Here is a 26,214-nt window from a genome sequence, read left to right as displayed (position 1 = left end):
AGATTTTTTTGAATTATTTTTTAGTTGAGAAATATGGTGATAAAGGCGATCGCGTTGCTTTTTCAGGTTATTTCTGTCCTCTCCGTTTTTGTGTAAATATATCGTTAAATTTTATAACTCGGTTAAAATAGAATGCCTTCATTCGTTTTGTAATAAGCTTTTAGCGAACGGTGAGCAGCAGTAATTCATTCATTGGAATCACCCCCTTCACCTGAACGGGTACTATGTCAAGATAGTCTGGCGTGTTGGCTACAATGACCGGGGTGATCAGATTAATGCCGGCAGCTTGAATGCTCTCGATATCGAACTCCAGCAGTAAATCTCCCTTGTTCACTCGTTGTCCGATAACAACCTTCTCTTCAAAAAACTCACCTTTCAGGGACACCGTGTTAAGTCCGACATGAATGAGAATGTCGATTCCGCTGGAGGAAGACAGCATGATGGCATGTTTGCTTTTTGCGATCATTGTGACCGTTCCGTCAAATGGTGCCGTTACACGCCCTTCCTGCGGATAAATTGCAATTCCTTTTCCCGTCATTTCCTCGGCAAACGTAGGATCAGGCAATTCTTTGAGTGCAACCAGTTCGCCGGTAAGCGGACTGAATATCTCACCTTTCTTTTCCTCAATCGAATGAACGGTTACAGGCGGTGGTGCAGGTTCTTGTTTAGACCGATTTGTTGTTCCTGATCGTTCTGCTGATTCCGATGCTGTTGTTGGAGCTATAGTTGCTTTTTCTTCTATTAACTGGGCTACGCTTCCCTGCTCGGGGGAACTTGGCACAGCAGTTTGCTGCGTAATCGGTTCATCCCACTTAAGCAATAAGGTCACTGTAAACGAAACTACGAAGCTGATGCCCACACCGATGAGCGCGTACCAGAAATTCGCCATACCCCCGTTTGGACCAATGTATAAAGGCAATGACAGCAGACCCGGAACGGCAAAACCAAAACATTTTAGCCCTACCGCTGTAATAAATCCACCGCCGGCTGCTCCACCAATGATCGAAGCGTAGAACGGTTTTTTCAGTTTCAACGTTACTCCATAGATTGCAGGCTCTGTGATGCCCAGAAAAGCAGATATCCCGCTGGATAAAGCAATCGATTTCATTGATTTGTTTCTAGTTTTGAGGAATACCGCCATTACGGCACCAGCTTGACTCATATTGGCTACAAGGTTAAGCGGCAGTAACAGCACGTCATAACCGAGTTTGCTCAAATTCTGTAATGTTCCCGGGAAAAATGCATAATGCATACCTGTCATAACAATCACTGGCATAAGTCCGCCCAGCACGATTCCTGTTAATGGGCCCGAGTGAGCAAAGAGCCAGGATGTACCGATTTCCAGATAGATGCCGATGTAATTGCCAAGCGGCCCGATGGCGATTAACAGAATCGGAACGGTAATAACTAGCACGATCATTGAAGTGAATATCACTTTAACCGGACCAGGAATGAACCGATCCACCCAGCGATGTACATAACTAAGGAGCCATACCCCAAGAATGATCGGGATCACGGACTGGGTATAATTCACAATCGACACTGGCAGAGATAGAAAACGAATCGGCTCCAGATGATTTTCCAGGTAAGCATTCAAAATGGTTGGATATAACAATGTGCCTGCAAGGGTCAAGGCGATATATTCATTGACTTTAAACTTCCGTGCAGACGATACAGCGAGCAGGAAAGGCAAGAAATAAAAGGCCGCATTGGCTATGGACGCCAAAATCTGATACTCACCGCTAGTCTCATGTAGAGCTCCCAGGGTAACAAGTAATGCGAGAATCCCCTTCAGCATCCCGGTACCTACAATGGCTGGAAGAATCGGGGTAAAAATACCGGAGATCGTGTCCAATACGGCATTAAGACCTCTTGAACGCGGCGGTTCTGCTTTTGTCTCCGTTGCACCAGCTTGTTTCAATTGCTCCTCCAGCTCTTCATACACAGCTGCAACTTTGTTGCCAATCACAACCTGGAACTGATCGTTTTGGAACTGTGCCCCAAGAACACCATCCAGTGCGCGAATCTGTTCAAGCTGCACTTTCTTTTCTTCACGAACATTAAAGCGCAATCGAGTGATGCAATGCCAGGCTTGCGTAATATTTTCCTGCCCTCCTGTTAATCGGATGATCTCTTTGGACAACTCCCGGTGATTCATGTTGCTTCCTCCTTTTTTGGCGAAAAAAAAACCAAATGTAAGCCCGCTCCGCTACAGCAGCGGAATCGGAAACATTTGGTGGTGCCTGATCGTATCAGTAACACTCCATATTCAACTAATATGGTGATGGTATATCTTCTAACAGTTGTGCTGAGGTCAACCCGTGTCGGTACGGGATGTTACTCTTTCGATGTGAATCATGAGGTATACCATCTCATCGGGAGTAATTACAAATCCGCGTTGCTGTTCCATCGTCTCCTTGATTTTGAGTGCGCATTGGAAGCTGTCTGGATATCGTTCCGACAAAACATCATATAAAAACTGCTGATCCTTGAATGAGAGCACTTCCCGGTTCATTTGCCGAACGATGAAGTATCTCAGATGGGTGATGAACCTGGAGAAATCAGCAGACTCCTGATTCAGCGCCCTGCCAAAATGATCGGTCATGATCCCGAGAATGTCATTGATCATCTGTGTAATCTTGATCGTCTGGTTCATGCTACCCGAATCAAATTGTGAATTTACAAAATGAAGGGCAATGGAGCTGGCTTCACCCGCAGGCAGTGCGACCAGAAAAGCTTCATTGATCTTTCGTACCGCCACCTCACCAGCGCGGTATTCTGCAGGATACAGATGGCGAATATCCCAGTGAAGCGGATTCTGCATGTCCACACCTTTTCTGTAACGATCCAGAGCAAAATGGATATGATCCGCAAGCGTTAATAGGATAGAATCATTCAGCTTTTTCCCAATGATCTCCCTGCCCTCTTCTATAATCTGATCCGTGATATCAATGACTTGCAGAGGGATATCGCTGAGAAATTGTTCGACTCGCTGATATTTATCATTCGAGCCGATCCGGAACGTTTTCTGAATCTGGCTTTGCTCGATCGGCTGTCCCTTTACTTTTTTGAAGCCTACACCCGTTCCGATGACAATGACTTCACAGCCTTCGGCATCCTCCGCCAGGGCGATATTGTTGTTTAACGATTTCTTGAACCTCATGATGTTTTCACCCCCATATATGCAAAAAGCACCACCATGGCCAGGTACACAAGAAAATAAACTTGTGAGATCCAGACTGTGGTGGTGCCTGATCGAATCAGTGACACTCCTTATTTAGCTGTATTCTATACCAGCCATGTAATCGTTGTCAATACCATAACGCTGGAATGGGTACATGCTTCATTTAAGTTGGCTTTTGCACTCGCCTTATAGTAGTTTAATTCCAAATTGCACATTCTATTCTTCTGAAGTGTTGTTATCTAGAGCATTATTGTCATAATAATACCGAATCAGAATGTCCTGATCATAGTTGCCAAACCCTTTCCCAAATAGGGTCAGACCACCTCGACCTGCTGCGCTCTCCTCGGGTTTTAAGCCAAACGTCCAATAAGGAGCTGCTCGGAGATCCAAATCCGAGATTGTGACATCCGAAATTGATTGACCGTCTATAAACGTACCTTCCTCGTTGATGCGTAGCACTTTTAACACGCCGTATTGATTGACATCCAGTTTCCACCATAGCGGAGTATGCTTGCCCTTTCGGTCTCCGAAATCGCCAGGACTTGTCCATGTACCGAGATCATTGCCGTTAAGCGTAAAACGAATATCGGATGGCCAGTTTTCATTGACCTTGGGCGCTTCCGAGCTAAGTTCGAGTGAAAGTTCAATCTCGCGAAGATACTGATCCTTGTGAAGATAATTAGGAATCTTATATTCAAGAAAACCTCGTGCCATCCACAAAATTGCCGCGTTAACCCGATCAGGGTCCATAAAACAAGCGGGTGTGTCGTATTGGCCGATCATCTGAGTTGTCGTCGCCAGCCCGCAGGTTGGCCATGCCTCGTAATCCGTATAATGACCAACGGGTATAGACACTTCATAATACGATGCATCAACAGGCTCTGACGGTGATAAATTAATCGTCATGAACTCTTTTACAATAAAACAATATTTGTAGGTCCCCCCGTTCTCTCGTTTCATGCGGCTACCTACGATACCAGCCTTCTGCAGTTTGCTAACATGTGTACTGACAATGGCTTTGCTCAGATAGAGCTCTTGGGCGAGCGCATTGATATGCATTTCCCTATTCTCCAGTAACAAACGTACAATATTTAAACGAGGTTCACTTGCCAGCGCCTCGTAGACAAGCAATGAAGATGCATCTGTTCCAAGCATCATCGACTTCACTTCCTTTTGTATATTCAGCTTGTATATCAACTTGTACATTGGGTATCTCATTTCTCACATCTTAGAATTCGCTATTTAGCGAACTGTGTAAAATGAACTTGCTCTGTATATCTGCATTATGATACATATTAGATAACAAATCAATGTATTGATTTTGCTTTTAGGCGAATTCAATATAGATTAGTGACAACATATGATATTACAAACGATGATATGTATTACAAAATCAATCACATGCACTATAAAATTAATCTTATGGAGGTTTTCACTATGCTTAAATCCAAAATGCTGATCGATAAAGACTTTCAGATTGCTGAAGTAGACCCGCGTGTTTACGGTTCATTTATAGAACATCTGGGACGTGCCGTGTATGGCGGTATTTATGATCCAGGCCATCCAACCGCGGATGCACAAGGCTTCCGTCAGGATGCGATTGAAGCGATTAAAGCGCTGAATGTACCCATCGTTCGTTATCCGGGCGGCAATTTCGTATCCGGTTACAACTGGGAAGATGGCGTTGGTCCAGTAGCTGACCGTAAACGCAGACTGGAGCTGGCTTGGTGGACGATTGAAACCAATGCGGTAGGTACGAACGAATTTGCAGATTGGGCCAAGCTGGCAGGTACGGAAGTGATGATGGCTGTTAACTTGGGAACTCGCGGTATCGATGCAGCCCGAAATCTGGTTGAATATTGCAACCACCCTTCCGGCACATACTGGAGCGATCTGCGTATCTCTCACGGATATAAAGATCCACATAAATTCAAAACATGGTGCCTCGGTAATGAAATGGACGGTCCTTGGCAGATTGGTGCCATGACCGCATATGAATATGGCCGTATTGCCAATGAAACAGCCAAAGCGATGAAATGGGTTGATCCGGAGATCGAACTCGTTGCATGCGGAAGCTCCAGCCGCGACATGAAGACATTTGCAGATTGGGAAGCAACCGTACTGGATCTCACTTATGAAAACGTAGACTACTTGTCTCTGCATCAGTATTACAATAACAACAAAGACAACACGTATGATTTCCTTGCAACCTCGCTGGATCTGGATCAATTTATTGATAGTGTGGCTTCGATCTGTGATTTTGTACAAGCCAAAAAACGGAGCAAAAAGAAATTGATGCTCTCCCTGGATGAATGGAATGTGTGGAAATCGATTGGTACAAGCCGTATGGAAGAACGCTGGCAGATTGCTCCTCCAGAGTTCGAAGATGTGTACACGCATGAAGATGCGCTGGCTGTAGGTTGTTACCTGATCACCATTCTCAAACATGCTGACCGTGTAAAAATGGCTTGCCTTGCGCAGCTGATTAACACGATTGCACCAATCATGACGGAAAATAACGGCGCAATCTGGTTACAAACGACGTATTTCCCGTTCCTGCACGCTTCCAACTTCGGACGGGGCACAGTATTGCGTTCCATCACATCTTCACCGAAGTACGATTCCAAAGACTTCACGGATGTACCTTATCTCGAATCCATCAGTGTACATGATGAAGAAAATGGCACCATCACCATCTTTGCGGTGAACAGACATCTCGATGAGGCCATGGAGCTGAATGTGGACCTGCGCTCCTTCGGGGAAACAACATTCGTAGAACACATTGTTCTGGAAAACAATGACCTCAAAGCAAGCAATACCAAAGAAAACCCACGTAACGTGTTGCCTCACAACGGCGGACATACAACCGTGGACCAAGGTAAAGTACAAGCTGTGCTGAACAAAGCGTCCTGGAACGTAATCCGTTTGAAAACAAAACAAGCGTAATCCTGCAAATCGCGCAAGATTAAAAAGCCCAGAGCATACCCGCTCTGGGCTTTAATCTTGGATTTAGCTTTAACTTTTGCCTTTACTGACGGACGTATGGTAATGGGATATTGAGGTGCTTGAATGGCGCCAAGTATGTAACTATATTCCAACGATCTCAGCGGAGCTTATGTTGCTCTTTTTAGCTCATGATTTTTTCTAACGATCACAGCAGACGCTATTTTAGACAATTCGGCTGTTTTCAAGGTGAAATCTTGTGTTTTCAGCAAAATAAGCTCTCTCAGGATCGTTAGAATTTTCAAAGCTCAATATTCGGCCAAATAAGGTTCCTGGTGATCGTTAGCGCTTTTGGCTCGATAAGCTCTCAACTGCTCTGTTGTTTCCAACTCTTAATTATAGAAATGGAGTAAGTATTGGAGCCCCATTGAATCCTTATCCTATTCCGAAAAACTTAAATGATAAAAAAGCCGCTATAATAGCGACTTAAGAGTGCTCACTAATCTTTTCTCCACTCTTTCTTAGCACATCCACAAGTTCTCCTCACTACTCTACCCCCTTGGGGTTTCCGCTTCAGCTTCACCCTCGGCCTGGGATGCCTGACTTGCTGGTGACATCAAACCTTGCACAGCTCCCATAAACGGCTGGATTTGTTTAATCATGCCGTAGCCCATTTTGACGACAGGCACAAAACGTTGAATCATACCGAACAAACGCATGCCGCCTCCGAGCATGCCTCCAAATGATCCTGCCCCGCCCAGTCCACCTAATAAAGAGCCCATCATCGGCATGAAGGATGATACATGTGCCTGACGGGAGGATCTACGTGATGTTACCTGGGATCGCACGGAGGATTTGCGGGAACAATTCACCTTTTTCCGGCTCGAAGAAGATACAGACCTCTTTGAGTTGGTTGACTTGGCGTTCATTTGGCGAACACGACTTCGTGCCGTCCCCGTTGCCTGTGCCGTGGTTGTTGAAGTTTGTGCTAATTTCCCGCCCCCGGTCAGCTCTACACCCTCGTTGCTCACGCCAGAGATGTACCCGATGTACGTCTCACCATTGTAAAGAGTCACGCAGACCGGACGATCCTTGAATCGTTTTGCCTTCACGTGTATTTCATTGGTCTTAGCCATGGAATTCACCTCACTCGACTTGATCTACTTTAGTCTACGCGATGGGTGGACGACTTGCCTGTGCGAATAACACATGCTTGTGCCGAAAAGAGCAAGATACGGGTACTGTCAACACGGCTCATACCCACTTCTCACTGAAACCAGCCTAAATCATAAACCGCATTAACCGTCAGCAAAAAACCAACGATACCGACAATCCAGGCCGTAGCATTCTGTGCATTGTTCACCAGCCACTTATCCATTTTAGCTAGAGGTTGTTTTAAAACAGGGTAAGCGAGCAGTCTCCCTGCCAGCAAAATGAGCGAAGGTAATATCATAACAAAGCAATATCCCAGTAACAGAATCCCCGACATAGGCCAGGGGGGGCCTTCGCTAACTAACAAGCCTATGGCAGCTAGATAGGGCAACATGGTTGCCAGTTCAAGCGCGACCGCGGTCAGGGCAAGCCCGATAAGTATAGTAATAGAGGTTCTGCTGGAAACCGTTTCTCCTGTAACACGAGCTCTCCATTTTAAAATAGTACCTTCCCCACTTTCTGCACGTTCCGCAGCCCGAGCCCGAGATTTTTTGGTATCCATGAGCTGGCTTATGATCATTAACAATATACCTATCGCCAGTTGTCCTAACAGGAAGGGCTGAGATTCCATTAGGGGTGCATATTCGTGCAGCAATGAATCCGCTCCAAACATGATGCTGAGCCCTATAACAAAGTAACAACCAGACACTGTGAATACGTAGATCAAAAACCGACCCGCTCGAACACGCCCGGGTGTCATCAGCAACCAGATCGGAATCAAAAGAGTACCCACACTTGTTGAATCAATTAATGCCAGTAGTACAAGGGTAGATAACAGTGCCGTCAATGTCATTATGTTCCTCGCTCCCTGTCGTGAAGTTATCCCGGACCCAGCTGGAACTTCTTCTCACATACAGCCTTCGCACCGCTCCCTCGGGACTTGTGAGATGCAACTAACTCTCCATCATACCAAATGGAACAGCTTACCCAACTGGCACCGTCATTTGCTTCTGCCCTGACATGAGTGGAGAGTAAAGGAATAAACGTATCTTTTGGAATCACAAATCTCTCTTTGTATGGAACTTCAACTGTATCCCAATACACACTCTCCGGATTTTTTCGCCCATTAATCTCTACCCCCAGATCAGATACCGAATTAACATCACTTTCAACAAGCACCTCAACGACGATTCCATCCGAGCTATGTGCTGTGTTTTGACTTGAATCTTCACGATCCAGTTCATTTACTGTATCCCCTGTCATTCCACAAGCTGTAAATAACATGAGTAAACCGGAGAGCAAAAATAGAAGACACATATGTTTACCTTGAATCCTGTTTTGTTTAATCTCCTTCATCAGCATTGTCCACTCTTTGTTTTAGAAAATAGCCGATCATCTCGTCAACATAGGACATGAACTCATCATCCATGCCCATCACCACAGGCTCAGACGCATCTCCTGGATTGATAAGTTCCCAATACTTGCCCAGTAGTTTTTCATCATGATCAAACAGCTCCAATGCTGTTTCATACAATTGCCTCGCAATGACTTGAACCTCTTCAGAATAAGGAGATGAAGGCATCAAGGATCGTACACGTTGGAAAATAGTTAAAAGTTCCTCCATTCGCGGATCGTTACTCCCGAGTATAGGCAGTTGATTAAGTACATCCATTTCCCTTGATGTTAACTGTAAATGATCGCTGAATTCGGGGCGAATTATCCCTTCAGTGAGTGGGCGATCTTTCATTTTGGCTATAATCTGCAATAACTTTTCCAGATTGTTCATTCCGTTCATCTGCAATGTATGAATCGTTGATCTGAGATAATATTGCATCCGGCTTAACTCTTCTTTTTTCTGTTCAATCAGTTCTATTTGTTCGTTTAAAGAAATGATCCAGTTTTCATCTTCTCCCTGATTTTCCTGGTTCTGAAACAGTTCTTTAATCTGTTCTAAGGTATAGCCGATGGACTTCAACAGAAGAATTTTTTGCAGGCGAAGAATAGCAGTTTCATCATAGTAGCGATACCCATTTTCCGTAATAACTGTGGGTTGTAACAATTCAATTTGTTCATAGTAATGAAGTGTTCTCTTGCTGATATTTGTTTTTTTCGCTAATTCTCCAATCAGGATCATGCTTACCTCCCCTTCCTGAAAACATTATAAACCCTAACGTATACGTTAGGGTAAAGCCCCAAAATCTTAGAGAAATAACTACTGCACAATACAAACGCAAAAAAGACGATGCTGACATCGTCCTTGCTGTCTGTCAATTTCTACTCCCCCATTGACGACATTTGATTGAGATGCTCTGGGTCATTGCTTGTCCCTTTAAAACCAGTCAATGGCTTATTTAACCGATACTGCCTTCCATCTCGAATTTGATCAATCTGTTCATCTCTACCGCGTATTCCATTGGTAATTCCTTTGTGAACGGCTCTATGAAGCCCATGATAATCATTTGAGTTGCTTCGGCCTCGGTCAGTCCACGGCTCATCAAGTAAAAGAGTTGATCCTCGGATACTTTAGATACCGTTGCTTCGTGCTCCAATACAATGTTATCGTTCATGATTTCGTTATATGGGATCGTATCGGAAGTGGACTCATTGTCGAGGATGAGCGTATCACATTTGATGTTGGATTTCGCGCCCTCTGCCTGGCGTCCGAAGGAAGCCAAACCACGGTACGTTACTTTACCTCCATGCTTACTGATAGATTTGGATACGATTGTCGATGTTGTATCCGGAGCAAGGTGAATCATTTTTGCGCCTGCATCCTGATGCTGGTTTTTACCTGCAACAGCGATGGACAGAACGGAACCTTTCGCTCCACGGCCTTTCAGCACAACCGCTGGATATTTCATCGTCAGTTTGGAACCGATGTTGCCATCGACCCATTCCATCGTTGCATTCTCTTCAGCAACCGCCCGTTTAGTAACGAGGTTATAAATGTTTGGAGCCCAGTTTTGGATCGTAGTATAACGAACGCGGGCATTTTTCTTACAGATGATCTCAACCACCGCACTGTGCAGGGAGTTTGTACTGTAGATCGGAGCCGTACAGCCCTCTACATAGTGAACAAAGCTGTCTTCGTCTGCAATAATCAGCGTACGCTCGAATTGTCCCATATTTTCGGAGTTAATCCGGAAATAAGCTTGCAAAGGCACTTCGCATTTTACGCCTTTTGGAACGTAGATGAAGCTTCCTCCGGACCATACCGCACTGTTCAATGCAGCAAATTTGTTGTCTGCTGGTGGAATGATGGTTGCGAAATATTCGCGTAAAATTTCCGGATGCTCTCTGAGCGCGGTGTCGGTATCCATAAAGATTACGCCTTGGTCCTCCAGTTCCTTTTGCATATTGTGGTATACAACCTCGGACTCATACTGAGCCGATACCCCCGCCAGGAACTTTTGCTCTGCTTCAGGAATACCCAGCTTGTCGAATGTTTCCTTGATTTCGGAAGGAACCTCTTCCCATGTTTTCCCTTGTTTCTCCGAAGGTCGAACATAGTATTGAATGTCATTGAAATCCAGCTCATCGAGATCGCCGCCCCATTTTGGCATTGCCATCTTTTCGAATTGTTTCAGAGATTTCAGACGAAACTCCAACATCCACTCCGGTTCGTTCTTGATTCGGGAAATTTCGGTTACGACTTCCGCCGTCAGACCTTTCCCGGTTTGAAAGATGGACTTGTGCTCGTCGCGAAAACCATATTTGTACTCTTCCATTTCTGGTGCTTTTTTAGCCATCTTGTTCTACCTCCTAAGTCCCCTTGTGAAGGAATCCGTTCATTGACCCAGCTTCCGTTCGATCAAGGATTGTAATTGGTTGCGCAATGCATCCAAAGGAATATCCGACACCACCGGAGCTAGGAAACCGATGATAATCAGGCGTTCCGCATCTGTACGGTTAATTCCGCGGGACATCAAGTAATGAACCTGCTCTGGATTCACTTGCCCTACCGAAGCTGCATGACCTGCCGTTACATCATCCTCATCAATCAGAAGAATCGGGTTAGCGTCCCCCCGTGCTTTCGGGCTCAACATCAACACTTTCTCTGTTTGTTGTCCGTCTGCCTTGGTTGCGCCTTTTTCGATCTTCGTAATTCCGTTAATAATTGCCGATGCTTCTTCACGCATAACTGCGCGAGTGATCATTTGAGAGGGTGTATTTTTACCGAAGTGACAAGCTTCAGTGGTATAATTCATTTTTTGAGAACCGGAACCTACCGCGATTACTTTGGAATCGGATTTTGAACCGTTACCTTTGAGCACGCTCATCGTGTTGCTCGCTGTATCCCCATCATTCATCTCGCCAACGATCCATTCGATGGTTGCATCATTCTCCAGAACAGCGCGGCGGAACGATACGTCCGTCACTAGAGTATCCATCTGATGGACTGTCGCGTAATGCACTTTCGCCCCAGCTTTCGCAATGACTTCAACCACACCATTATGGAATACAGGTGCAGAAAGTTCGCTAGAAACATAGTTATCCACGTAAGTAACTGAGCTGTTTGTATCAGCAATAACAAGCACGTGTGGCGCAAATGTGGCAGACGCATCATCTGTCAGCAGAACGGCTTGCAGCGGCACTTCGATTTCCACGTTTTTAGGAACATAAAGGAATACTCCTCCATTCCAAAGCGCTGCATGAAGAGCAGCAATCGAATGCTCATCGGCTCTGACAGCCGTATTCAGGTACGATTTAACCAAGTTTTCGTGTTCACGAGCCGCAGTAGCGAGGTCCGTAAAAATAACCCCTTTGGAAGCAAGCTCTTCCGATAGTTTTGCGTATATGTTGCAGGAATTTCGCTGAATGACCAAACCGCCTTCATTTTGATCTTGTACCAGTTTTTTGATGCTCTCAGGAGCATCTTTCAGGGAAACCAAGGCCTTGCTAGTCTGATATGTTCCATATTCGCTGACATTCCAGCGTTCGATTTTTTGCTTTTCCAGTTTGGGAAGCGCGAGCTCGCCTGCAAGCTTTAATGCTCCAAGACGCTGCTCAGTCAGCCAGCCGGGTTCTTGGTTACTCTCCGACAAGGCGCGAAGCGCTTCAGATTCAACCGGAAGAATGGTTTGTGTAGTCATTTATTATCCTCCTCCGTTTTGTCTTTACGCTTCTTGACCTACAGTTTCGTCTGTAATTCCCAGTTCTTCTTTAACCCAGTCATAACCTTCAGCTTCCAGACGGTGAGCTAGTTCAGGCCCTCCGGATTTTACGATACGACCTTGCATCATGACGTGTACATAATCCGGAGTAATGTAGTTAAGCAAGCGCTGGTAGTGCGTGATGATCAAGAAACCGCGATCCTCGCTCTTCATTGCGTTAACGCCGTTAGCAACGATTTTCAAAGCATCAATATCGAGACCGGAGTCAATTTCGTCCAGCACAACGATTTTTGGATCAAGCAACATCATTTGCAGAATCTCGTTACGTTTTTTCTCACCGCCGGAGAAACCTTCGTTCAGGTAACGATGTGCAAATTCGGGATTCATGTCCAGCTCTTTCATTTTCCCTTCCATTTGACGAATAAACTTGATCAGGGAGATCTCGTTGCCTTCGCCGCGGCGTGCGTTGATCGCGCTACGCAGAAAGTCGGAGTTGGTTACGCCCGCGATTTCACTTGGATACTGCATAGCCAAGAACAGACCAGCACGCGCACGCTCATCCACTGCCATCTCCAACAGGTCTTCACCGTCTAATGTTACCGTTCCGCCGGTTACTTCATATTTAGGATGTCCCATCAATGCGGAAGCCAATGTAGATTTACCTGTTCCATTTGGCCCCATGATTGCGTGGATTTCTCCACCTTTCATTTGCAGGTTGATCCCTTTCAGGATTTCTTTACCTTCAATTGTTGCTTTAAAATCATTTATCTGTAGTGATGTTGTCATGAGTAACCCATTCCCTTCCATCATATTTATGATCTATTGATCGTATCCATAGAAGTAGTCAATACTTTAGAGTTTAGAAAACTTGCACAACTTCATAAATCTCATCAATTTCTTCGAGTATTGCACGTTCTATTCCCGCTTTTAAGGTGATGGTTGAACTTGGACAACCATTACAAGCACCTAGAAATTTAAGTCTAGCAATGCCGTCCTCAACATCTATCAATTCTGCATCTCCACCATCACGTTGTAAGAAAGGGCGAAGTTTATATAGAACCTCCGATACCTCGTTAAACAATCTTTCTTTATCTTTCAATTCATTCACTCCTCTTTGTCGATATAATCGAAAAAAGTAAATATTTCTTTTTTGCTCTTGCTGTACAAAGCATTTATCAGGAAAACTCTCCATCCTAGAGAAGTTCAAAATGAAGCTCATCCTCTGGTAACTCAGTATTCTCTTTCGGCTGACTTGCACCGTATCCCAATTCTAGAACCGCAACAATGCGCTCGTTACTCAGTACACCAAACATTTCAGTACGACTCGGGTCGTACATCCAGTCATGCAAGGTACAGCGTACACCTAGACCCTGCTCATGAGCCAGAAAACGGAAATTTTGAATTAGGCAACAGACAGCTGCAAAGTCTTCTTCCCGCTTATGTTGATCCGCCTCTTCCTTCATTAAAACCAGAAGGTACGCAGGGGCCTGCTCCTGCAATCCCTGCATGAAGTCCCCATACCGGTTATCAGCAAATATAAATCGCCACGGCTCTCGCAGCTCATCATTTGGCGCCCATACGGCATGATTGAGCAATTCAAGGATTAGCTCCTGCGATACCGGCCGATCCAAAAATTCACTTGGAGTGTGCATGTCTCCTTCCAGCTCTGACAATTTCATTTTTACATCCTCCTCTTAGGTAGACTGTCCTCGCAAGACGGTCCACTTCTGCTCGGCTGGCGTTCTTTTCCGACTTTTTGGCGCTTTATCGTAATATCCTATATGAAGAATGCCAACAAATCTTTCATCCTCGTGCAAGCCAATTCCTTTGAAAAAACCTTCATGCAGCATCATGGACTCTGTATCCCATAGCATTCCTAATCCATGTTCCCAACCTATCAGTTGGAAGCTCTGCATCATCCCGCAGGCGGCCGCATAATTGCGGTCATTAGTCAGCCGATCCGGTCCTACAGTCGACATAACAATGACGTGCGCAGGAATATCGGTAAATCTCTTTTTGAAAATATCCAGAAGTTTCCCAGGAATCAGTTTGCCGAACCTGCTTTGTGACATCTGCTCAAGCATGCAGTCTACCAACCGTTTGCGTGCTTCTGGAGTTCCGGCATAGACCACACGCCACGAGCCAGCTTCAGCAAATGGTTGAAGACGATTAGCCTTGCGTAGTAATTCAACAACTAAATCATGGTCCACCGGCGTAGAGTTATATTTACGAATGCTCCTGCGCGCCCTGATCAATTCCGCCAGACTCAAATGCTTCACTCTCCTTCGTTCGATCTGGATTCAATATTTATACTGCTGTCTTGAAGAAATTGATGGATTACTTTTAGCTCTGTCTCTGAATATTTGTCGAGAGTACGATAGAAGCGTTCAGTTTCTTGTACATGCAGACGTTCATGCAGTTCGAAGATCTTTTTGCCTTGCGGTGACAACCGGAAATAACTCTCTTTCTTGTTGTCATTCATTTTTGTACGTTTGACGAATCCTTCCTCCAGCAGTTTATTTCCAATTTTGGTGATGCTTGCTTTGGACAAATTCATCGCCTCGGCAATACCCGTGTTATTAATAGGTTCATGTTTGCCTATGCAATCAATCATATGAACCGCGGTCAAATGCTGAGGAATTTTCTCGATGCTTTCTCGCTGTGCAACACTTAAAAAATGCTCGATTTCCGTATCCTTGTAGTTCTCATATACATGTAAAAAACGGATAAACTGATCATAAAGCAACTGTTTTGTTTGATCTTTTGAAGTCATCCTTTACTCTCTCCTTATTTACTTGTAAACAAAAATATCGCATTAATAGTGTGGGTTTTTGAGATAATTAATTAAATTTTGTTTACTGGTGAACAATATAACACGAATGATAATGATTATCAACTAAATTCTCTGACATTACACACACTTTACAATCTCGGACAGAGAGTTGCCTTGAATGGAATATCTTTTAACCTGCCCGCTAGTTAAACAAAATTAGCCGATCACGTAGATATGACCCTCCGTTCTTGTAGCCAAATCGACTTTTCTGCATCCAAAGCACGGGATTCACATCTATCTGCATGATATAGCTAAATTCGCCGCTTTCTATTTCAGCAATCGGTACAAGTCCTTGGCTCGGGACATGGACTTGTACCGATAAATAAAAAAGCCGCTATAATAGCGACTTCAATGGGAACATGTTCTTGTCCCTCGACACTGTGATGTGAATTTACTCTCTCCTTGAAAGCAGCTTCTATCATTGTGCCTGCTGTTCTTTAGAGTAATATCTTTCATATTCTTTCGTCATCGCGTATCGATTAACTCCTTTACTAGCTTGTACGGCTTGCGCAGCAAGCTCCTCGGCTTCCTTGTAATGATTCAGCTTACGCTCAATTTCGGCCAGAAGGGCCAATCGCATCCACTCTCTTTTGATGGAACCTAAATGCTCTCTGGCTCGTTCAGTCTGTCCTTCTTCGATGAGGACAAACGTTTCATAGTATGTACGATAAACCGAATTACGCATCTCGCGTACCGCTTTTCTCACGGTAAACAGATCCTTGCGATACGCACCGTATGCTGCCTGATAGTTGGCTTTCGTCGACTTGCTGGCCGATGTATTGCTCATTAGCTTTTCCATCGTGAGCTCAACTTCATCGTCCAACCTGTTAGCTGTCGCATAATTAATATAAATATAAGGTGCATGTTGCCTTCTTCGTAAAAAAACCTCTAATCGATCCATACGGGTTTCCCAGACCATAGGATAAATGACGAAAATACTAAACACCATGAGTCCAGCGACCAGCACTGTACCTAACACTAACAAAATCGATTGGTCATTCAACAACATCACAAGCGTGTAAACAAATATAGCAACATAAGAAACAATTTCCCACCTACTCACTCGCGGCCTTCATTCCTTTCCTGATGGATTACTTATACAATGGATCATCAAGTTACCTTTATTTAAATTACTATTATACCAGAAGTACCAGGTCTTTTTGTATAATTTTAGGTGATTGAAAGAAATAAACACGATGAAGATAGCTCCACGTTTGTTGTCTTATCGATAGTTAGCTTAAACCTTAGGTCATACCTAAGGTCAAGATTGATTTTCAATTTCTTATGATCCTTTATGTATGTCTGGAATATATGAATGTACGGAAACATCAAAAAGAAGGGAAAACCATTTAACGGTTTGCCCTTTATGATCAGTACGTATCTTGCTAAAGTCCCGAAAAAAAAGTGCGGTATGCTTGCCTATCTTTTGAACTTCATATTTCCTTTGTGATGCGCGCTCATCAGCATAGGAATGGCAATCAGTAAACTGACGATGATGGGTACAATGGATGCCTCCAGTCCGAAGCTTCCCCCTGTCAACCATGGTGATCCGGTTAGCTGTACATCAAAAAAGCCTTGAGTCGCTATGCCCGACACCGGTATGCCCAGCATTCCCTCCAGTGCATTCCATGCAAAATGAAGTCCCATGACAAACCACAGATTACGCCGCCACAGAAATCCCGCTCCGAGCAAAATGCCTGCCTCAATGACAATAGCAACTGAACTCCAGAGTGTTGCTCCGGGATTGGGCAGATGAGCCAAACCGAAAAAAAGCGAAGTTATAGCCAAAGCGAACCAGCTTCCAAGTCGCTTTTCAATCGCTTGCAGGAACAAGCCGCGAAAGATCAATTCCTCCACAATGGCCGCACCGATCGCCAAAGCCAAAATAGAACCAACCGCGTTCGTCGCTGACCATGTAAAGCTGTATCCGCCAAGCAACGTGATGATCCCGACAGAAAAACCAATCAAGATCAGACCGACTCCTGAGCCTAAGATTAATTCAATTCCTGCATGTCGAAGTTGCAATTCTTGTACCCTGCGCCCTTCCATGAATTTCATTACAAACCAGTAGATCGCAATGGAGACGACACCTCCTGCAAGTGCCAGTAGAATCGACAGAATGCCTTGCGAATCAACGAACAACTTTTGGGTCATGAACCCGGATAGGCCCACAAGAATAACACCTGTAAACATCCATACGAGCGGAAACTGCGTTATTTTTCTCACCTCAACCGAACCTCCTCACATGATTGGACTAGTTACCCTTAGTATATATGTATGACATGAATGTTGCTTTCAAGCAACGCTTCGCAGGTCGATCGTCTTATTTATAATACTTTGGAGCAATATAACGATTCCGCCGTTCGTCTGTTCTGAATCTAACGCAAAAAAGCCGCTTATATGCGGCTTTGCTTCATAAGTGCTTCATAGAGTTAAGCTCCATGCTCTCCAATCATCTGCAGTTCAATCTTCTTCATCTCGTAAAAATAACCTTTACGCTCCATCAATTCCTCGAACGAGCCTGTTTCTACAATCCGGCCTTGATCCATGACCACAATCTGATCCATCCGTTCAAGTCCTGTCAAACGGTGACAGACGAGTAATAGCGTGTCCTCTGCCGCTTGTGTCAGCAAATTCTGTAACACGCGTGCTTCCGTAGCGTAGTCCAGCGAAGAGGTTGGTTCGTCCAGCAACCATAACCTTCCCTTGCGTAACATAGCGCGGGCCAGAGCCAGCCGTTGCTTCTCCCCATCAGACAGGTTTTCTCCTTTTTCGTATACGGTGTCGTCCAAAGATGTGTTGAACAGTTGAACTTGATGGAGTATATCATGCACATATTCATCGGAGTGAGACTCACCACTGAGTAGCAGATTATCCCGAATCGTTCCCCGGAAAAAGTGGCTCTGTTGCAACGTGGCACGGGTATTTTGCCATATGCCTGTTTCATTCAACTCATTCACAGAGATGCCATTGAATTTTATTTTGCCAGTAGCAGGTGTCCGTAACTTGAGAATTAAATCCAAAATCGTAGATTTTCCAGAGCCGCTCGGTCCAACAATCGCCGTTTTGGACCCAGGTGCAAGGTAGAGTGAGACGTCATCTAGCGCAGATCTCCATTCCCCTTCATATTGAAATGAAACATGGGACAGTTCAATGGTTAGCGCCTCTGCTTCTGCATCGACCTCCTGTGATAAATGGGTTTTAGGTGAATGAACTTGACCATTATGTCCTTTGGTCTGCGGTTCAGGCACAGTCTCAGCCAAACGTTTCGCGGCATGCTCGCTGTCCAACCTGTACGCGGGCAGTACAGTCATTGCTGCGGATTCTTCAAACATCGTTTGTGTTGCCAGAATCAACATCGCAAGATAAACCCCGGCAAAGACTCCGTCCGCAATGAGAAAAGCACTGATTACCAGGACACCCCATGTGACTAAATAGGTGACAAAAACATGCATGGATTGTCCCAGCACCAATTGTGTAGCAGCTCTTTGTTGTTGCGTTGCGAGTTCAGCAGATTCCTGCCGAAGCTGCTCTTCCCGCCCTGCCAATTGCCCATATACTTTCAAATCACGGAAAGCATACAACACTTCGGTTACCTCCGTAGATAGTTTTGCCCGTTGCTCGCGCACATGTTCGTTGATTTTACGCTGACCGATCAGCACCAGGTTTGGAACAACAAAGGCGGTAATCAGCATACCAACGATGAGTAAAGACGCAATCCAGAATGAAAAAACGGCTGTAAACAGGACGGTGCTCAGGAACACCATCACCACCATAATAGGCGGATAAGCCACACGCAGAAAATAATGTTGCAAACTCTCTACATCCCCTACAATACGTGCCAGTAGATCCCCACTTCGGTTTTTGTTCAAAATTCCAGGCGTAACCGGAATAAGCTTGGCAAAAAATGAGGTTCGTAAACGGCTGAGGATGGAAAAGGTTGCCCGGTGAGAAGCAAGTCTCTCCCCATAACGGCTAGCCGCGCGCACGAATCCGAGAAGTTTGACCATCGACGTTAGAACAATCAAGGTATACAGCGGCGGTGCAAATACCGTCTGCGAGATGAGGTACCCACTTGCGGAGAAAAGGGCTACACCTGCGGTACCGGCAATAAATCCGCATAATATAGAAAGCAAAATGTCTTTACGTTCCTGCATCATCGCTTTGGACAGAACAGCTAACTCTTTCATGCGATCCCTCCTGTTCTCTGAATTTGTACCATCTCGGCATATACAGGCACTCGTTCTAACAACTCCTGATGTGTTCCCGAATCTGCAAGTACACCACCCGACATGAACCAAATCTGGTCCGCTTGCTGAATCGTATACAATCGGTGTGCCACCGTAATGATCGTGGCCTGCTCTGACAATGCTGCGATAGAACGTTGCAGAATCTGTTCTGTACGCAGGTCGAGTCCAACTGTAGGTTCATCAAACAAAATGAGGGCAGGTTTCTTCAAAAAAGCGCGAGCCAGAGCTAAGCGTTGTTTTTCTCCCCCTGAAAGCCCACGTCCTCCTTCCCCAACAGGGGTATCCAATCCTTTATCCAGTTGGGCAATAAGGGATGTGAGTCCTGCGCGATCGGCCGCTTTTTCGATATCTGCACGGGGTTCATCGCCTCCTGCACCTATAGCTATATTCTCAGCCAATGTGCCTGCAAAAATATAGGGATGCTGTGTAATATAACTGATCTGTTTAAACCAGTCGGCCTCGTTTATTTGTACAAGCGGTCTTCCGTTAATCCAAACTTCTCCCGAGGTCGTACGTAACAAACCGGAGATCAGGTTCAATAACGTTGTTTTACCTGAGCCGCTTGGACCAACAATCGCGATCTTTTCTCCTGGTTTTACAGATACATGTCCTGCTTCAAGTACAAAGGAACCCGGGGCATAGTGAAACCGGACATTTTCTAATTCAATGAGTGGCGCCATATCTGGCTTCGATGACGACGGCCCGGCCAAAAATTGTAGAGGTGACGTCTTCGCGACATCTTCCTTGGTCTGTGAATTTTCACTTCGTTGTTCACTGTCCCCAAGCATTTGCTCCACCTTACGGATAGCGCCCATGCTTGTTCGACCGCTGTGAAAGGCAGTACCTGTATTTTTTAACAGACTGTAGAACTCCGGAACGAGCAACAACAACAGAAAAGCGGTATGAAAAGTCATCGATTTATACACGAGTAGCTGAATGGCAAGCTCTAACGCAACGATACCGATACTCAACATGACAATCGCTTCAAGCATAAACGTATTCGTAAAAGCAATCTTCAAAATGCTCATCGTGCTATCCCGATAACCCAGACTGCTGCGTTCGATCTCCTGTTGCTGGCGATTCACCCGTCCGAATATTTTCAATGTCACCAGACCTTGAAGCGAATCGAGGAACGTACCGGAAAACTCCGCCAGCTGTGCATACTTTTCCTCGGATTTATTTTTGGTCTGCAAGCCAACGAGAATCATGAACAATGGAATAAACGGTGCTGTACACAACAGAATCCAGCCTGTGTTGGCATGTAGTGTGAAGGCAACAACCAGAATTACAATCGGAATAATCGATGCTTCCATCATACGTGGCATGTACTGACTGAAATAGCTGTCCGCCTCATCGACGGCGTCCAGGGCAACGCTGACCTTGCCTCCCGTCTGTCCCTGCAATGAAGAGAACATGGAGGCTTGAGTCAGATTCCGCAGCACCTTGGCACGCATATTGGTTTTGGCCCGTGTAGCCATATGCAAACCAACTTTCCCGTTACCGTATGTTAACAGCGTACGTAGAGCCATAACGGTGAGTAATAACCCGAGAAGCGGCATGATCGATGATAGGGGTGCCTTTTCTACAAAAATACGCTGTACGGCTTCTGCCATAAATACAGCCTGGCTTATGATCGCTGCACCAAGGGCCAGTGAAAAGGCCATAAGGAGAAGTCTGCTTTTTCGAAGTAAAGACATCTGCTGTTGGATCAGAATCGATTTTTGCCGACTAGATTGCTTTCCTTGCTGTTTGGTTCGCTCTTTCCTTTGCCTTTTCACAGGGCGATCCTCCTTTTTATTTGTTGCCTTTGACATAATCCGCATCAAACAGGAATAGTTTGAACACCAGAATCAGAGATGGAATGAGCAGGCATAGTCCCCCGATAAAGACGACAACCAGTGCGAAACCCATAGCCGGCGGGGTGGCACTGCTCTGAATCGTGATGTACGGATCAAGGATGTATGGATACTGACCGATACCGTATGCAAAAAAGGCACAGAAAAACTGGAGCATGACGCAAATAAAAGCAAGTCCGTAGCGGCGTTCGTTATACAGCAGCCACATGGCAACCATGAAGAAAGCGACGGATAAAGCGAGCAGCCACCAGAGATCCATCATATTTTGAAAATGGCGTTCATTGTGCTGACCCAAATATATAAATGCAGTCAGCGCCAGAATAATCGTAGGAGTGCTCCAAAATAATGAATAATTCCGCATGAGCTTCAATGCACCCTGATCTTCGGCCCGTGAGGCGTAGAAGGTCAGAAAGGTTCCACTGATAAATAATACAGAGACAATGGCCAGCCCAACGATGCTCCAGGATAACGGATTAGTGAACAAAGCCCAGTAATCTAGCGAAACCGTCTCTCCCTGCTTCAGGATGAAACCACCTTCGGACAAGGTCAGGGCTACGGAGAGAGATGCCGGAATCAACAAACCCGTTGCCCCATATAGAAAAAGGTACACGATGTTGTTCTTGGAACCGTAATTTTCAAAAGCATAGAACGAGCCACGAATGGCTAAAAGTATAACGGCGATACTTCCGGGAACAATCAAAGCTGCGCCATAATATGAGGCCGTATCCGGGAAAAATCCAACGATACCAATATAGAAAAAAACAAAAAATACATTCGTAATCTCCCATACGGGCGATAGATAGCGAGAAATTAATCGATTGATTAGATGATCCTGTTTGGTCAGCCGTGCATAGAAGGCAAAAAATCCAGCCCCGAAATCGATTGATGCAACAATCAAATAACCGTACAGGAACAGCCAGAGTACTGAAATACCAATTAACTCATAACTCATGGGGATGCCTCTCCTTTCTCCGCAACTGTTGCCGTCTTATCTTGTTTGGCCTGCAACCACCGTTCCATTTCAACCTCGGCAGGATTATTATTGAACAATCGTTTCAACACGAGAACACAGATCACGCCAAGCACGATATACAAAAGCAAGAAAACAAAAAATAAAATTCGCACACTCGGAGAAGATGTGGCGGCTTCTTCGACACGCATGTACCCCCGAATAATCCATGGCTGTCGCCCGATTTCGGCATAGAACCAGCCCATCTCCACAGCGAGGAAAGCAAGCGGCGCGCTCAGTGCAACGAGACCAAGCATCCACTTGTTCAGCGGATTACGCTTCTTCCATAACACAAACAGAAAATATAGGCTGGAGATGGCCAGTAGAGCAAATCCGATGCCGGCCATCAAATCGAATAGATAATGCACTAGCAGTGGCGGTTGTTCATCGGGCGGAAATTCGTTCAGCCCGGTGACTTCTGCATTGAAGTCTCCAAAGGCCAGAAAGCTGAGCAACTTGGGCAGATGTAACGCGCCTATAATCTCATGTTCTGCATTCAGCCAGCCGAGCAGGATCAAATCCGCGCCGCTCTCTGTCTCGAAATGCCATTCTGCTGCTGCCAACTTCTCCGGTTGGTGTTCAGCCAAAAACTTAGCAGATACGTCTCCGGCGAGTGTATTAAGCAAGCTGAATACCAAAACCACAGCCATCATGAGATTTAAGCCTTTTCTGTGGTATGCAGATGCACCTCTCTTCAACATCGCCAGAGCCGCGATCCCGGCGAGCAAAGCTGCTCCTGTCAGATAAGCCGAGCTTAAGACATGGAACACTTTAGAGAACGTTGCTGTATTCAGCATGGCTTGCACGGGATTGACCGCTGTAAATTGGCCAGCCTGCATCACAAATCCTTCCGGCTGGTTCATGAATCCGTTCACGGTTGTGATGAAAACGGCAGACATGCCTGCCCCGGCAACAACCGGAATTGTAAGTAGCCAGTGAATATACGGGTTTTTGAACCGATCCCATGTATAGAGATAAATGCCCAGGAATATGGCTTCAAAAAAGAAAGCAAACACTTCCATAAATAGCGGCAATGCAATGACATTACCAGCCAGCTTCATAAAATTCGGCCACACCAGGGCCAGCTGTAGCGATATCGCTGTACCTGTCACCACCCCCACAGCCACCGAAATGACAAAACCTCGTGACCATCTTTTCGCCATAAGTATGTAGTGGGGGTCTTTCTTCCGAATACCGATAAATTCAGCAATCGCAATCATCAGAGGTATACCTACACCAAGTGTTGCAAAAATAACGTGAAATCCAAGTGTCAGACCCGTTACGAGTCTGCTCCATAACACAGTATCGACTGCCATTTTGTATTGCCTCCTCTCAAATTCCATTCATTGCTTCTTCTGTTTTACACATCCACTCCGATGACAGAATAACCTTACAATCGCTGTTATCCCCAGATTTTTTGATTCCCTTTTCAAAGGGAAAATCCGGTGATAAAGGCGAAGCGTATGCTTCCGATGCAGCTTTCTTTCAGAAAGCTTTTAGCTCCGCTTTTTCAGGTTTTTTCTGTCCTCTCCGTTTTTGTGTAAATTAGTTAGTTGTTAGCTTTCAAGTGAATCGCAAATTCGCTATAGGCAAACTAGCCCAACAACTTATGAGAAAAAAATCACAAACCAAAATACAAGGATAGGTTGCCACATGTCCCGTGCATTTAATCCTGCAAACGACGTTAAACGCTATCCAAGGTTGGATGTCTCTTCTCCTCTGATCCAGCTACGCCGTAATCATTGGCTTAGACTTAATAATCAAAATTATTATATCCTTAATTTTAAGCAATTCAATTGCTGATACCCCCTTGTTCATAAACGTTCAAGAAAGGCTCAACTCTTTCTGACAACTTCGTGAAAATAGGCACAATCACCCTTTAGGGCTATTGCATTATTCAGCTTAGCCGTGATATTGAGTGATAATGATATGAGGTGATTGCTCATTGATTGAGTTTGAATCCTTGGGAGATTATCCAACCAATATTAGAAATAATCTGTGTTACACTAGAGTTACTTCTGTCCTCCAACAGAGAGACATGCAATTCATAACGATTAATAACGATACATAGTGTAAGGAGATGTTCTATTGAGTAATATGAAAAATAAATTTGATTATATGTCAGAGACCGAAAGACTCGTGATCCGCCCACTACAAGATAAAGATTACGAGAACTGGCTTCACGGATTCGAGAGCCGTTTTCCCTCCCAACATCGACACGATCCTGGAAAAATGGATATGAGCGAATGCACATTAGAATGGTTCGAGCGTCTGGTTGCAAGACATCAGGAACTGGCGTTTAACGATAAAGTATATATCTTCGGGGTTTTCCGAAAAGAAGATGGTACACATCTTGGCATGATCGATATTGCCACCTTGGCGAGAGAACCTTTTCAGTGGGCGAGCTTTGGGTACACGATTCACAATCAGCACTGGAAAAAAGGTTACGGCAAAGAAGCAGTAAGCGAAGTACTTCGTATTGCAGCTGACTCATTGAAATTCCACCGTATGGAAGCACACATCAACCTGGACAATGTTCCCTCGATCAAGCTTGCTGAAAGTGCAGGTTTGGAATTCGAATGTGTTCGCAAAGGTTTTATCTACGAACATGAGGAATGGACGGATCATCTTGTTTATTTTAAGAATCTGTTTTAAGAAGTTTACCGCATAAAACATATCATTTAAAAAAGCAGCTACCATCCAAGGTAGCTGCTTTACTTCAATATCAGATCGGACCAAGTGAACTAACAAAAACCATTTACTTCACGATGTGGATTCAGATCAGAGATACACTTCATATATTATCAACTCATATTCACATGTATTAATGTGACTTTTTTAGAATACAGCCCCCGAAGATTTTGCAATAACGAATGGATAAATGTACTAATTTTATTTCTATCTTTTTCCTGAATCAATTAAACCCGCTGGACAGCCATTTCATTTAAGATATGCCTTACCTGATAGGTACCATCTTCTAATTCGGATTGTATGAATGACTCTACCTCATCCTTTTCCACATCATACAACACTTCAATTTCTTTGGAGAACAGCAGATGTCCTTCTTTGATTTTGTTAGACAATGTAGCAATCTTCTTGGGCTTCGGCGCTTCACCCAGAATCTGTTGCAGTGCTTGAACGTAGGTTTCCAGAGGGCGAGCTCCAACCACTTTGATGCCTTGCTGCTCCTTGTTGACAATAATAATGGATGGAAAACCTCGAACGCCTAGACGGGCAGTCATCTCAATGTCTTCTTCCAACAAGTCTTGTGCAGATTGCTGAGCAGCACTGTCTACGATTTCTTTTCCATTCAGCCCTAGCCCATTCACAAGCTCAAGGAGTACGCCATCTTCCCCAATATTTTGATTCATCGCAAATACGGCTTCACGCGCAACTCTTAGATAGGCTTGTTCTTTCCCGGGATACATTCGCTCAATGACTTTATACACACGGGAAGGCGGATAGGATGACTGGATCGGGTTCTCAAGCCATACAGAACCGTCAATCGGCATCCGTGAGTGCTCGCCTACTTCTCTCCAGTGGCCTGCCACATCCGCAGGTTTCTGAATGCCGTTTGCCCCATCAGAGAATCCTTCCCAGCTCGCTAATAAACCACCCATTTTGGTCTCCACATTAAAATAATGACCGTACTCTTCTATAAAACGATTCAACACAGGTTCCAGTGCCCAGCAGTGTGAGCAAATGGGGTCTGTAGCATAATAAAGTGTTATTTTCTTCTCTTCCTGTTTAAGATTAATTACTTGCAACTCTTCTTCATCTGTCACACCGCATACGCCCGTTTCCAAATCACACATCATGGATTCATTATTCATCATTATCCCGCCCTTTTTGATCTTATCTATTGAATTAACT

The 26,214-nt window shown here is 44.9% G+C and carries 23 protein-coding genes; 2 read left to right on the top strand and 21 right to left on the bottom strand.

Going from position 1 to position 26,214, the window contains the following annotated elements; all coding sequences use genetic code 11:
* Positions 1-160: 160 nt before the first annotated feature.
* The 3 genes from FS818_RS07050 to FS818_RS07040 form a co-directional block, all read right to left on the bottom strand.
* Complete coding sequence (locus FS818_RS07050; protein WP_145330860.1) at positions 161-2,158, bottom strand: beta-glucoside-specific PTS transporter subunit IIABC; 1,998 nt, start codon at positions 2,156-2,158, stop codon at positions 161-163.
* 156 nt (positions 2,159-2,314) lie between these two features.
* Positions 2,315-3,163, bottom strand: a complete 849-nt coding sequence (gene licT, locus FS818_RS07045) for a BglG family transcription antiterminator LicT (protein ID WP_145330859.1) — start codon at positions 3,161-3,163, stop codon at positions 2,315-2,317.
* Positions 3,164-3,400: 237 nt separating this feature from the next.
* Entirely contained in the window at positions 3,401-4,342 is a 942-nt protein-coding gene (locus tag FS818_RS07040) for an ArsR/SmtB family transcription factor (RefSeq protein WP_145332794.1), read from the bottom strand.
* 279 nt (positions 4,343-4,621) lie between these two features.
* On the opposite strand from FS818_RS07040, the gene arfA reads away from it, so the two are divergent.
* Positions 4,622-6,130: an arabinosylfuranosidase ArfA gene (gene arfA, locus FS818_RS07035; RefSeq protein ID WP_123066555.1), complete on the top strand. Its 1,509-nt coding sequence runs from the start codon at positions 4,622-4,624 to the stop codon at positions 6,128-6,130.
* A gap of 548 nt (positions 6,131-6,678) precedes the next feature.
* On the opposite strand, the gene FS818_RS07030 is transcribed toward arfA, so the two are convergent.
* From FS818_RS07030 to FS818_RS06950, 17 genes are all read right to left on the bottom strand, one after another.
* Positions 6,679-7,263, bottom strand: a complete 585-nt coding sequence (locus FS818_RS07030) for a hypothetical protein (RefSeq protein WP_145330857.1) — start codon at positions 7,261-7,263, stop codon at positions 6,679-6,681.
* Positions 7,264-7,394: 131 nt separating this feature from the next.
* A complete protein-coding gene (locus FS818_RS07025) occupies positions 7,395-8,132 on the bottom strand; it encodes a GAP family protein (protein WP_145330855.1) in 738 nt (245 codons plus the stop codon).
* A gap of 26 nt (positions 8,133-8,158) precedes the next feature.
* Positions 8,159-8,635: a hypothetical protein gene (locus FS818_RS07020; RefSeq protein WP_186375424.1), complete on the bottom strand. Its 477-nt coding sequence runs from the start codon at positions 8,633-8,635 to the stop codon at positions 8,159-8,161.
* On the bottom strand, positions 8,622-9,413 hold the full coding sequence (locus FS818_RS07015) for a MerR family transcriptional regulator (RefSeq protein WP_145330851.1): 792 nt from the start codon (positions 9,411-9,413) through the stop codon (positions 8,622-8,624). Before FS818_RS07015 ends, FS818_RS07020 begins: the two co-directional genes overlap by 14 nt.
* Positions 9,414-9,630: 217 nt before the next feature.
* Positions 9,631-11,028 (bottom strand): Fe-S cluster assembly protein SufB, encoded by a 1,398-nt coding sequence (sufB, locus tag FS818_RS07010; protein WP_145330849.1) that lies wholly within the window; start codon positions 11,026-11,028, stop codon positions 9,631-9,633.
* A 39-nt stretch (positions 11,029-11,067) separates the two neighbouring features.
* A complete protein-coding gene (gene sufD, locus FS818_RS07005) occupies positions 11,068-12,372 on the bottom strand; it encodes a Fe-S cluster assembly protein SufD (protein ID WP_145330847.1) in 1,305 nt (434 codons plus the stop codon).
* Positions 12,373-12,396: 24 nt separating this feature from the next.
* Positions 12,397-13,179: a Fe-S cluster assembly ATPase SufC gene (gene sufC, locus FS818_RS07000; protein ID WP_145330845.1), complete on the bottom strand. Its 783-nt coding sequence runs from the start codon at positions 13,177-13,179 to the stop codon at positions 12,397-12,399.
* A gap of 73 nt (positions 13,180-13,252) precedes the next feature.
* Positions 13,253-13,492, bottom strand: coding sequence for a NifU family protein (locus FS818_RS06995; protein WP_397351722.1), 240 nt, complete (start codon positions 13,490-13,492; stop codon positions 13,253-13,255).
* Between the two features lie 94 nt (positions 13,493-13,586).
* Positions 13,587-14,072, bottom strand: coding sequence for a nitroreductase family protein (locus tag FS818_RS06990; RefSeq protein WP_145330843.1), 486 nt, complete (start codon positions 14,070-14,072; stop codon positions 13,587-13,589).
* A gap of 15 nt (positions 14,073-14,087) precedes the next feature.
* Positions 14,088-14,672 carry a nitroreductase family protein gene (locus tag FS818_RS06985; RefSeq protein WP_260989802.1) on the bottom strand — a complete coding sequence of 195 codons (585 nt, stop codon included), beginning with the start codon at positions 14,670-14,672 and terminating at the stop codon, positions 14,088-14,090.
* Positions 14,669-15,166, bottom strand: coding sequence for a MarR family transcriptional regulator (locus FS818_RS06980; RefSeq protein ID WP_145330840.1), 498 nt, complete (start codon positions 15,164-15,166; stop codon positions 14,669-14,671). The genes FS818_RS06985 and FS818_RS06980 overlap by 4 nt, the downstream gene beginning before the upstream one ends.
* A gap of 478 nt (positions 15,167-15,644) precedes the next feature.
* Positions 15,645-16,289 (bottom strand): hypothetical protein, encoded by a 645-nt coding sequence (locus tag FS818_RS06975; protein WP_145330838.1) that lies wholly within the window; start codon positions 16,287-16,289, stop codon positions 15,645-15,647.
* A gap of 356 nt (positions 16,290-16,645) precedes the next feature.
* Entirely contained in the window at positions 16,646-17,452 is an 807-nt protein-coding gene (locus tag FS818_RS06970) for a CPBP family intramembrane glutamic endopeptidase (RefSeq protein WP_260989801.1), read from the bottom strand.
* A gap of 206 nt (positions 17,453-17,658) precedes the next feature.
* On the bottom strand, positions 17,659-19,416 hold the full coding sequence (cydC, locus tag FS818_RS06965) for a thiol reductant ABC exporter subunit CydC (RefSeq protein WP_145330836.1): 1,758 nt from the start codon (positions 19,414-19,416) through the stop codon (positions 17,659-17,661).
* A complete protein-coding gene (gene cydD, locus FS818_RS06960) occupies positions 19,413-21,173 on the bottom strand; it encodes a thiol reductant ABC exporter subunit CydD (protein ID WP_260989865.1) in 1,761 nt (586 codons plus the stop codon). The genes cydC and cydD overlap by 4 nt, the downstream gene beginning before the upstream one ends.
* Before the next feature lie 97 nt (positions 21,174-21,270).
* Positions 21,271-22,284, bottom strand: a complete 1,014-nt coding sequence (locus FS818_RS06955; protein ID WP_145330831.1) for a cytochrome d ubiquinol oxidase subunit II — start codon at positions 22,282-22,284, stop codon at positions 21,271-21,273.
* Complete coding sequence (locus FS818_RS06950; RefSeq protein WP_145330829.1) at positions 22,281-23,657, bottom strand: cytochrome ubiquinol oxidase subunit I; 1,377 nt, start codon at positions 23,655-23,657, stop codon at positions 22,281-22,283. Before FS818_RS06950 ends, FS818_RS06955 begins: the two co-directional genes overlap by 4 nt.
* Positions 23,658-24,438: 781 nt before the next feature.
* On the opposite strand from FS818_RS06950, the gene FS818_RS06945 reads away from it, so the two are divergent.
* Complete coding sequence (locus FS818_RS06945; RefSeq protein ID WP_145332790.1) at positions 24,439-24,996, top strand: GNAT family N-acetyltransferase; 558 nt, start codon at positions 24,439-24,441, stop codon at positions 24,994-24,996.
* A gap of 263 nt (positions 24,997-25,259) precedes the next feature.
* On the opposite strand, the gene FS818_RS06940 is transcribed toward FS818_RS06945, so the two are convergent.
* Positions 25,260-26,174: a DsbA family oxidoreductase gene (locus FS818_RS06940; protein ID WP_145330828.1), complete on the bottom strand. Its 915-nt coding sequence runs from the start codon at positions 26,172-26,174 to the stop codon at positions 25,260-25,262.
* Positions 26,175-26,214: the final 40 nt, after the last annotated feature.

The sequence above is a fragment of the Paenibacillus xylanexedens genome (genome assembly GCF_007680605.1).
In the GTDB taxonomy this organism is placed as follows: domain Bacteria; phylum Bacillota; class Bacilli; order Paenibacillales; family Paenibacillaceae; genus Paenibacillus; species Paenibacillus xylanexedens_B.
Note: the sequence above shows the minus strand (reverse complement) of the source record. Positions and strands in the feature narration are given on the sequence as shown.

Bases quoted from the DNA above. Each gene is read 5' to 3' on its own strand.
- FS818_RS07050 (WP_145330860.1), bottom strand. From the start codon at position 2,158: ATGAATCACCGGGAGTTGTCCAAAGAGATCATCCGATTAACAGGAGGG.
- licT (WP_145330859.1), bottom strand. From the start codon at position 3,163: ATGAGGTTCAAGAAATCGTTAAACAACAATATCGCCCTGGCGGAGGAT.
- FS818_RS07040 (WP_145332794.1), bottom strand. From the start codon at position 4,342: ATGATGCTTGGAACAGATGCATCTTCATTGCTTGTCTACGAGGCGCTG.
- arfA (WP_123066555.1), top strand. From the start codon at position 4,622: ATGCTTAAATCCAAAATGCTGATCGATAAAGACTTTCAGATTGCTGAA.
- FS818_RS07030 (WP_145330857.1), bottom strand. From the start codon at position 7,263: ATGGCTAAGACCAATGAAATACACGTGAAGGCAAAACGATTCAAGGAT.
- FS818_RS07025 (WP_145330855.1), bottom strand. From the start codon at position 8,132: ATGACATTGACGGCACTGTTATCTACCCTTGTACTACTGGCATTAATT.
- FS818_RS07020 (WP_186375424.1), bottom strand. From the start codon at position 8,635: ATGAAGGAGATTAAACAAAACAGGATTCAAGGTAAACATATGTGTCTT.
- FS818_RS07015 (WP_145330851.1), bottom strand. From the start codon at position 9,413: ATGATCCTGATTGGAGAATTAGCGAAAAAAACAAATATCAGCAAGAGA.
- sufB (WP_145330849.1), bottom strand. From the start codon at position 11,028: ATGGCTAAAAAAGCACCAGAAATGGAAGAGTACAAATATGGTTTTCGC.
- sufD (WP_145330847.1), bottom strand. From the start codon at position 12,372: ATGACTACACAAACCATTCTTCCGGTTGAATCTGAAGCGCTTCGCGCC.
- sufC (WP_145330845.1), bottom strand. From the start codon at position 13,179: ATGACAACATCACTACAGATAAATGATTTTAAAGCAACAATTGAAGGT.
- FS818_RS06990 (WP_145330843.1), bottom strand. From the start codon at position 14,072: ATGAAATTGTCAGAGCTGGAAGGAGACATGCACACTCCAAGTGAATTT.
- FS818_RS06980 (WP_145330840.1), bottom strand. From the start codon at position 15,166: ATGACTTCAAAAGATCAAACAAAACAGTTGCTTTATGATCAGTTTATC.
- cydC (WP_145330836.1), bottom strand. From the start codon at position 19,416: ATGAAAGAGTTAGCTGTTCTGTCCAAAGCGATGATGCAGGAACGTAAA.
- cydD (WP_260989865.1), bottom strand. From the start codon at position 21,173: ATGTCTTTACTTCGAAAAAGCAGACTTCTCCTTATGGCCTTTTCACTG.
- FS818_RS06955 (WP_145330831.1), bottom strand. From the start codon at position 22,284: ATGAGTTATGAGTTAATTGGTATTTCAGTACTCTGGCTGTTCCTGTAC.
- FS818_RS06950 (WP_145330829.1), bottom strand. From the start codon at position 23,657: ATGGCAGTCGATACTGTGTTATGGAGCAGACTCGTAACGGGTCTGACA.
- FS818_RS06945 (WP_145332790.1), top strand. From the start codon at position 24,439: ATGAAAAATAAATTTGATTATATGTCAGAGACCGAAAGACTCGTGATC.
- FS818_RS06940 (WP_145330828.1), bottom strand. From the start codon at position 26,174: ATGAATAATGAATCCATGATGTGTGATTTGGAAACGGGCGTATGCGGT.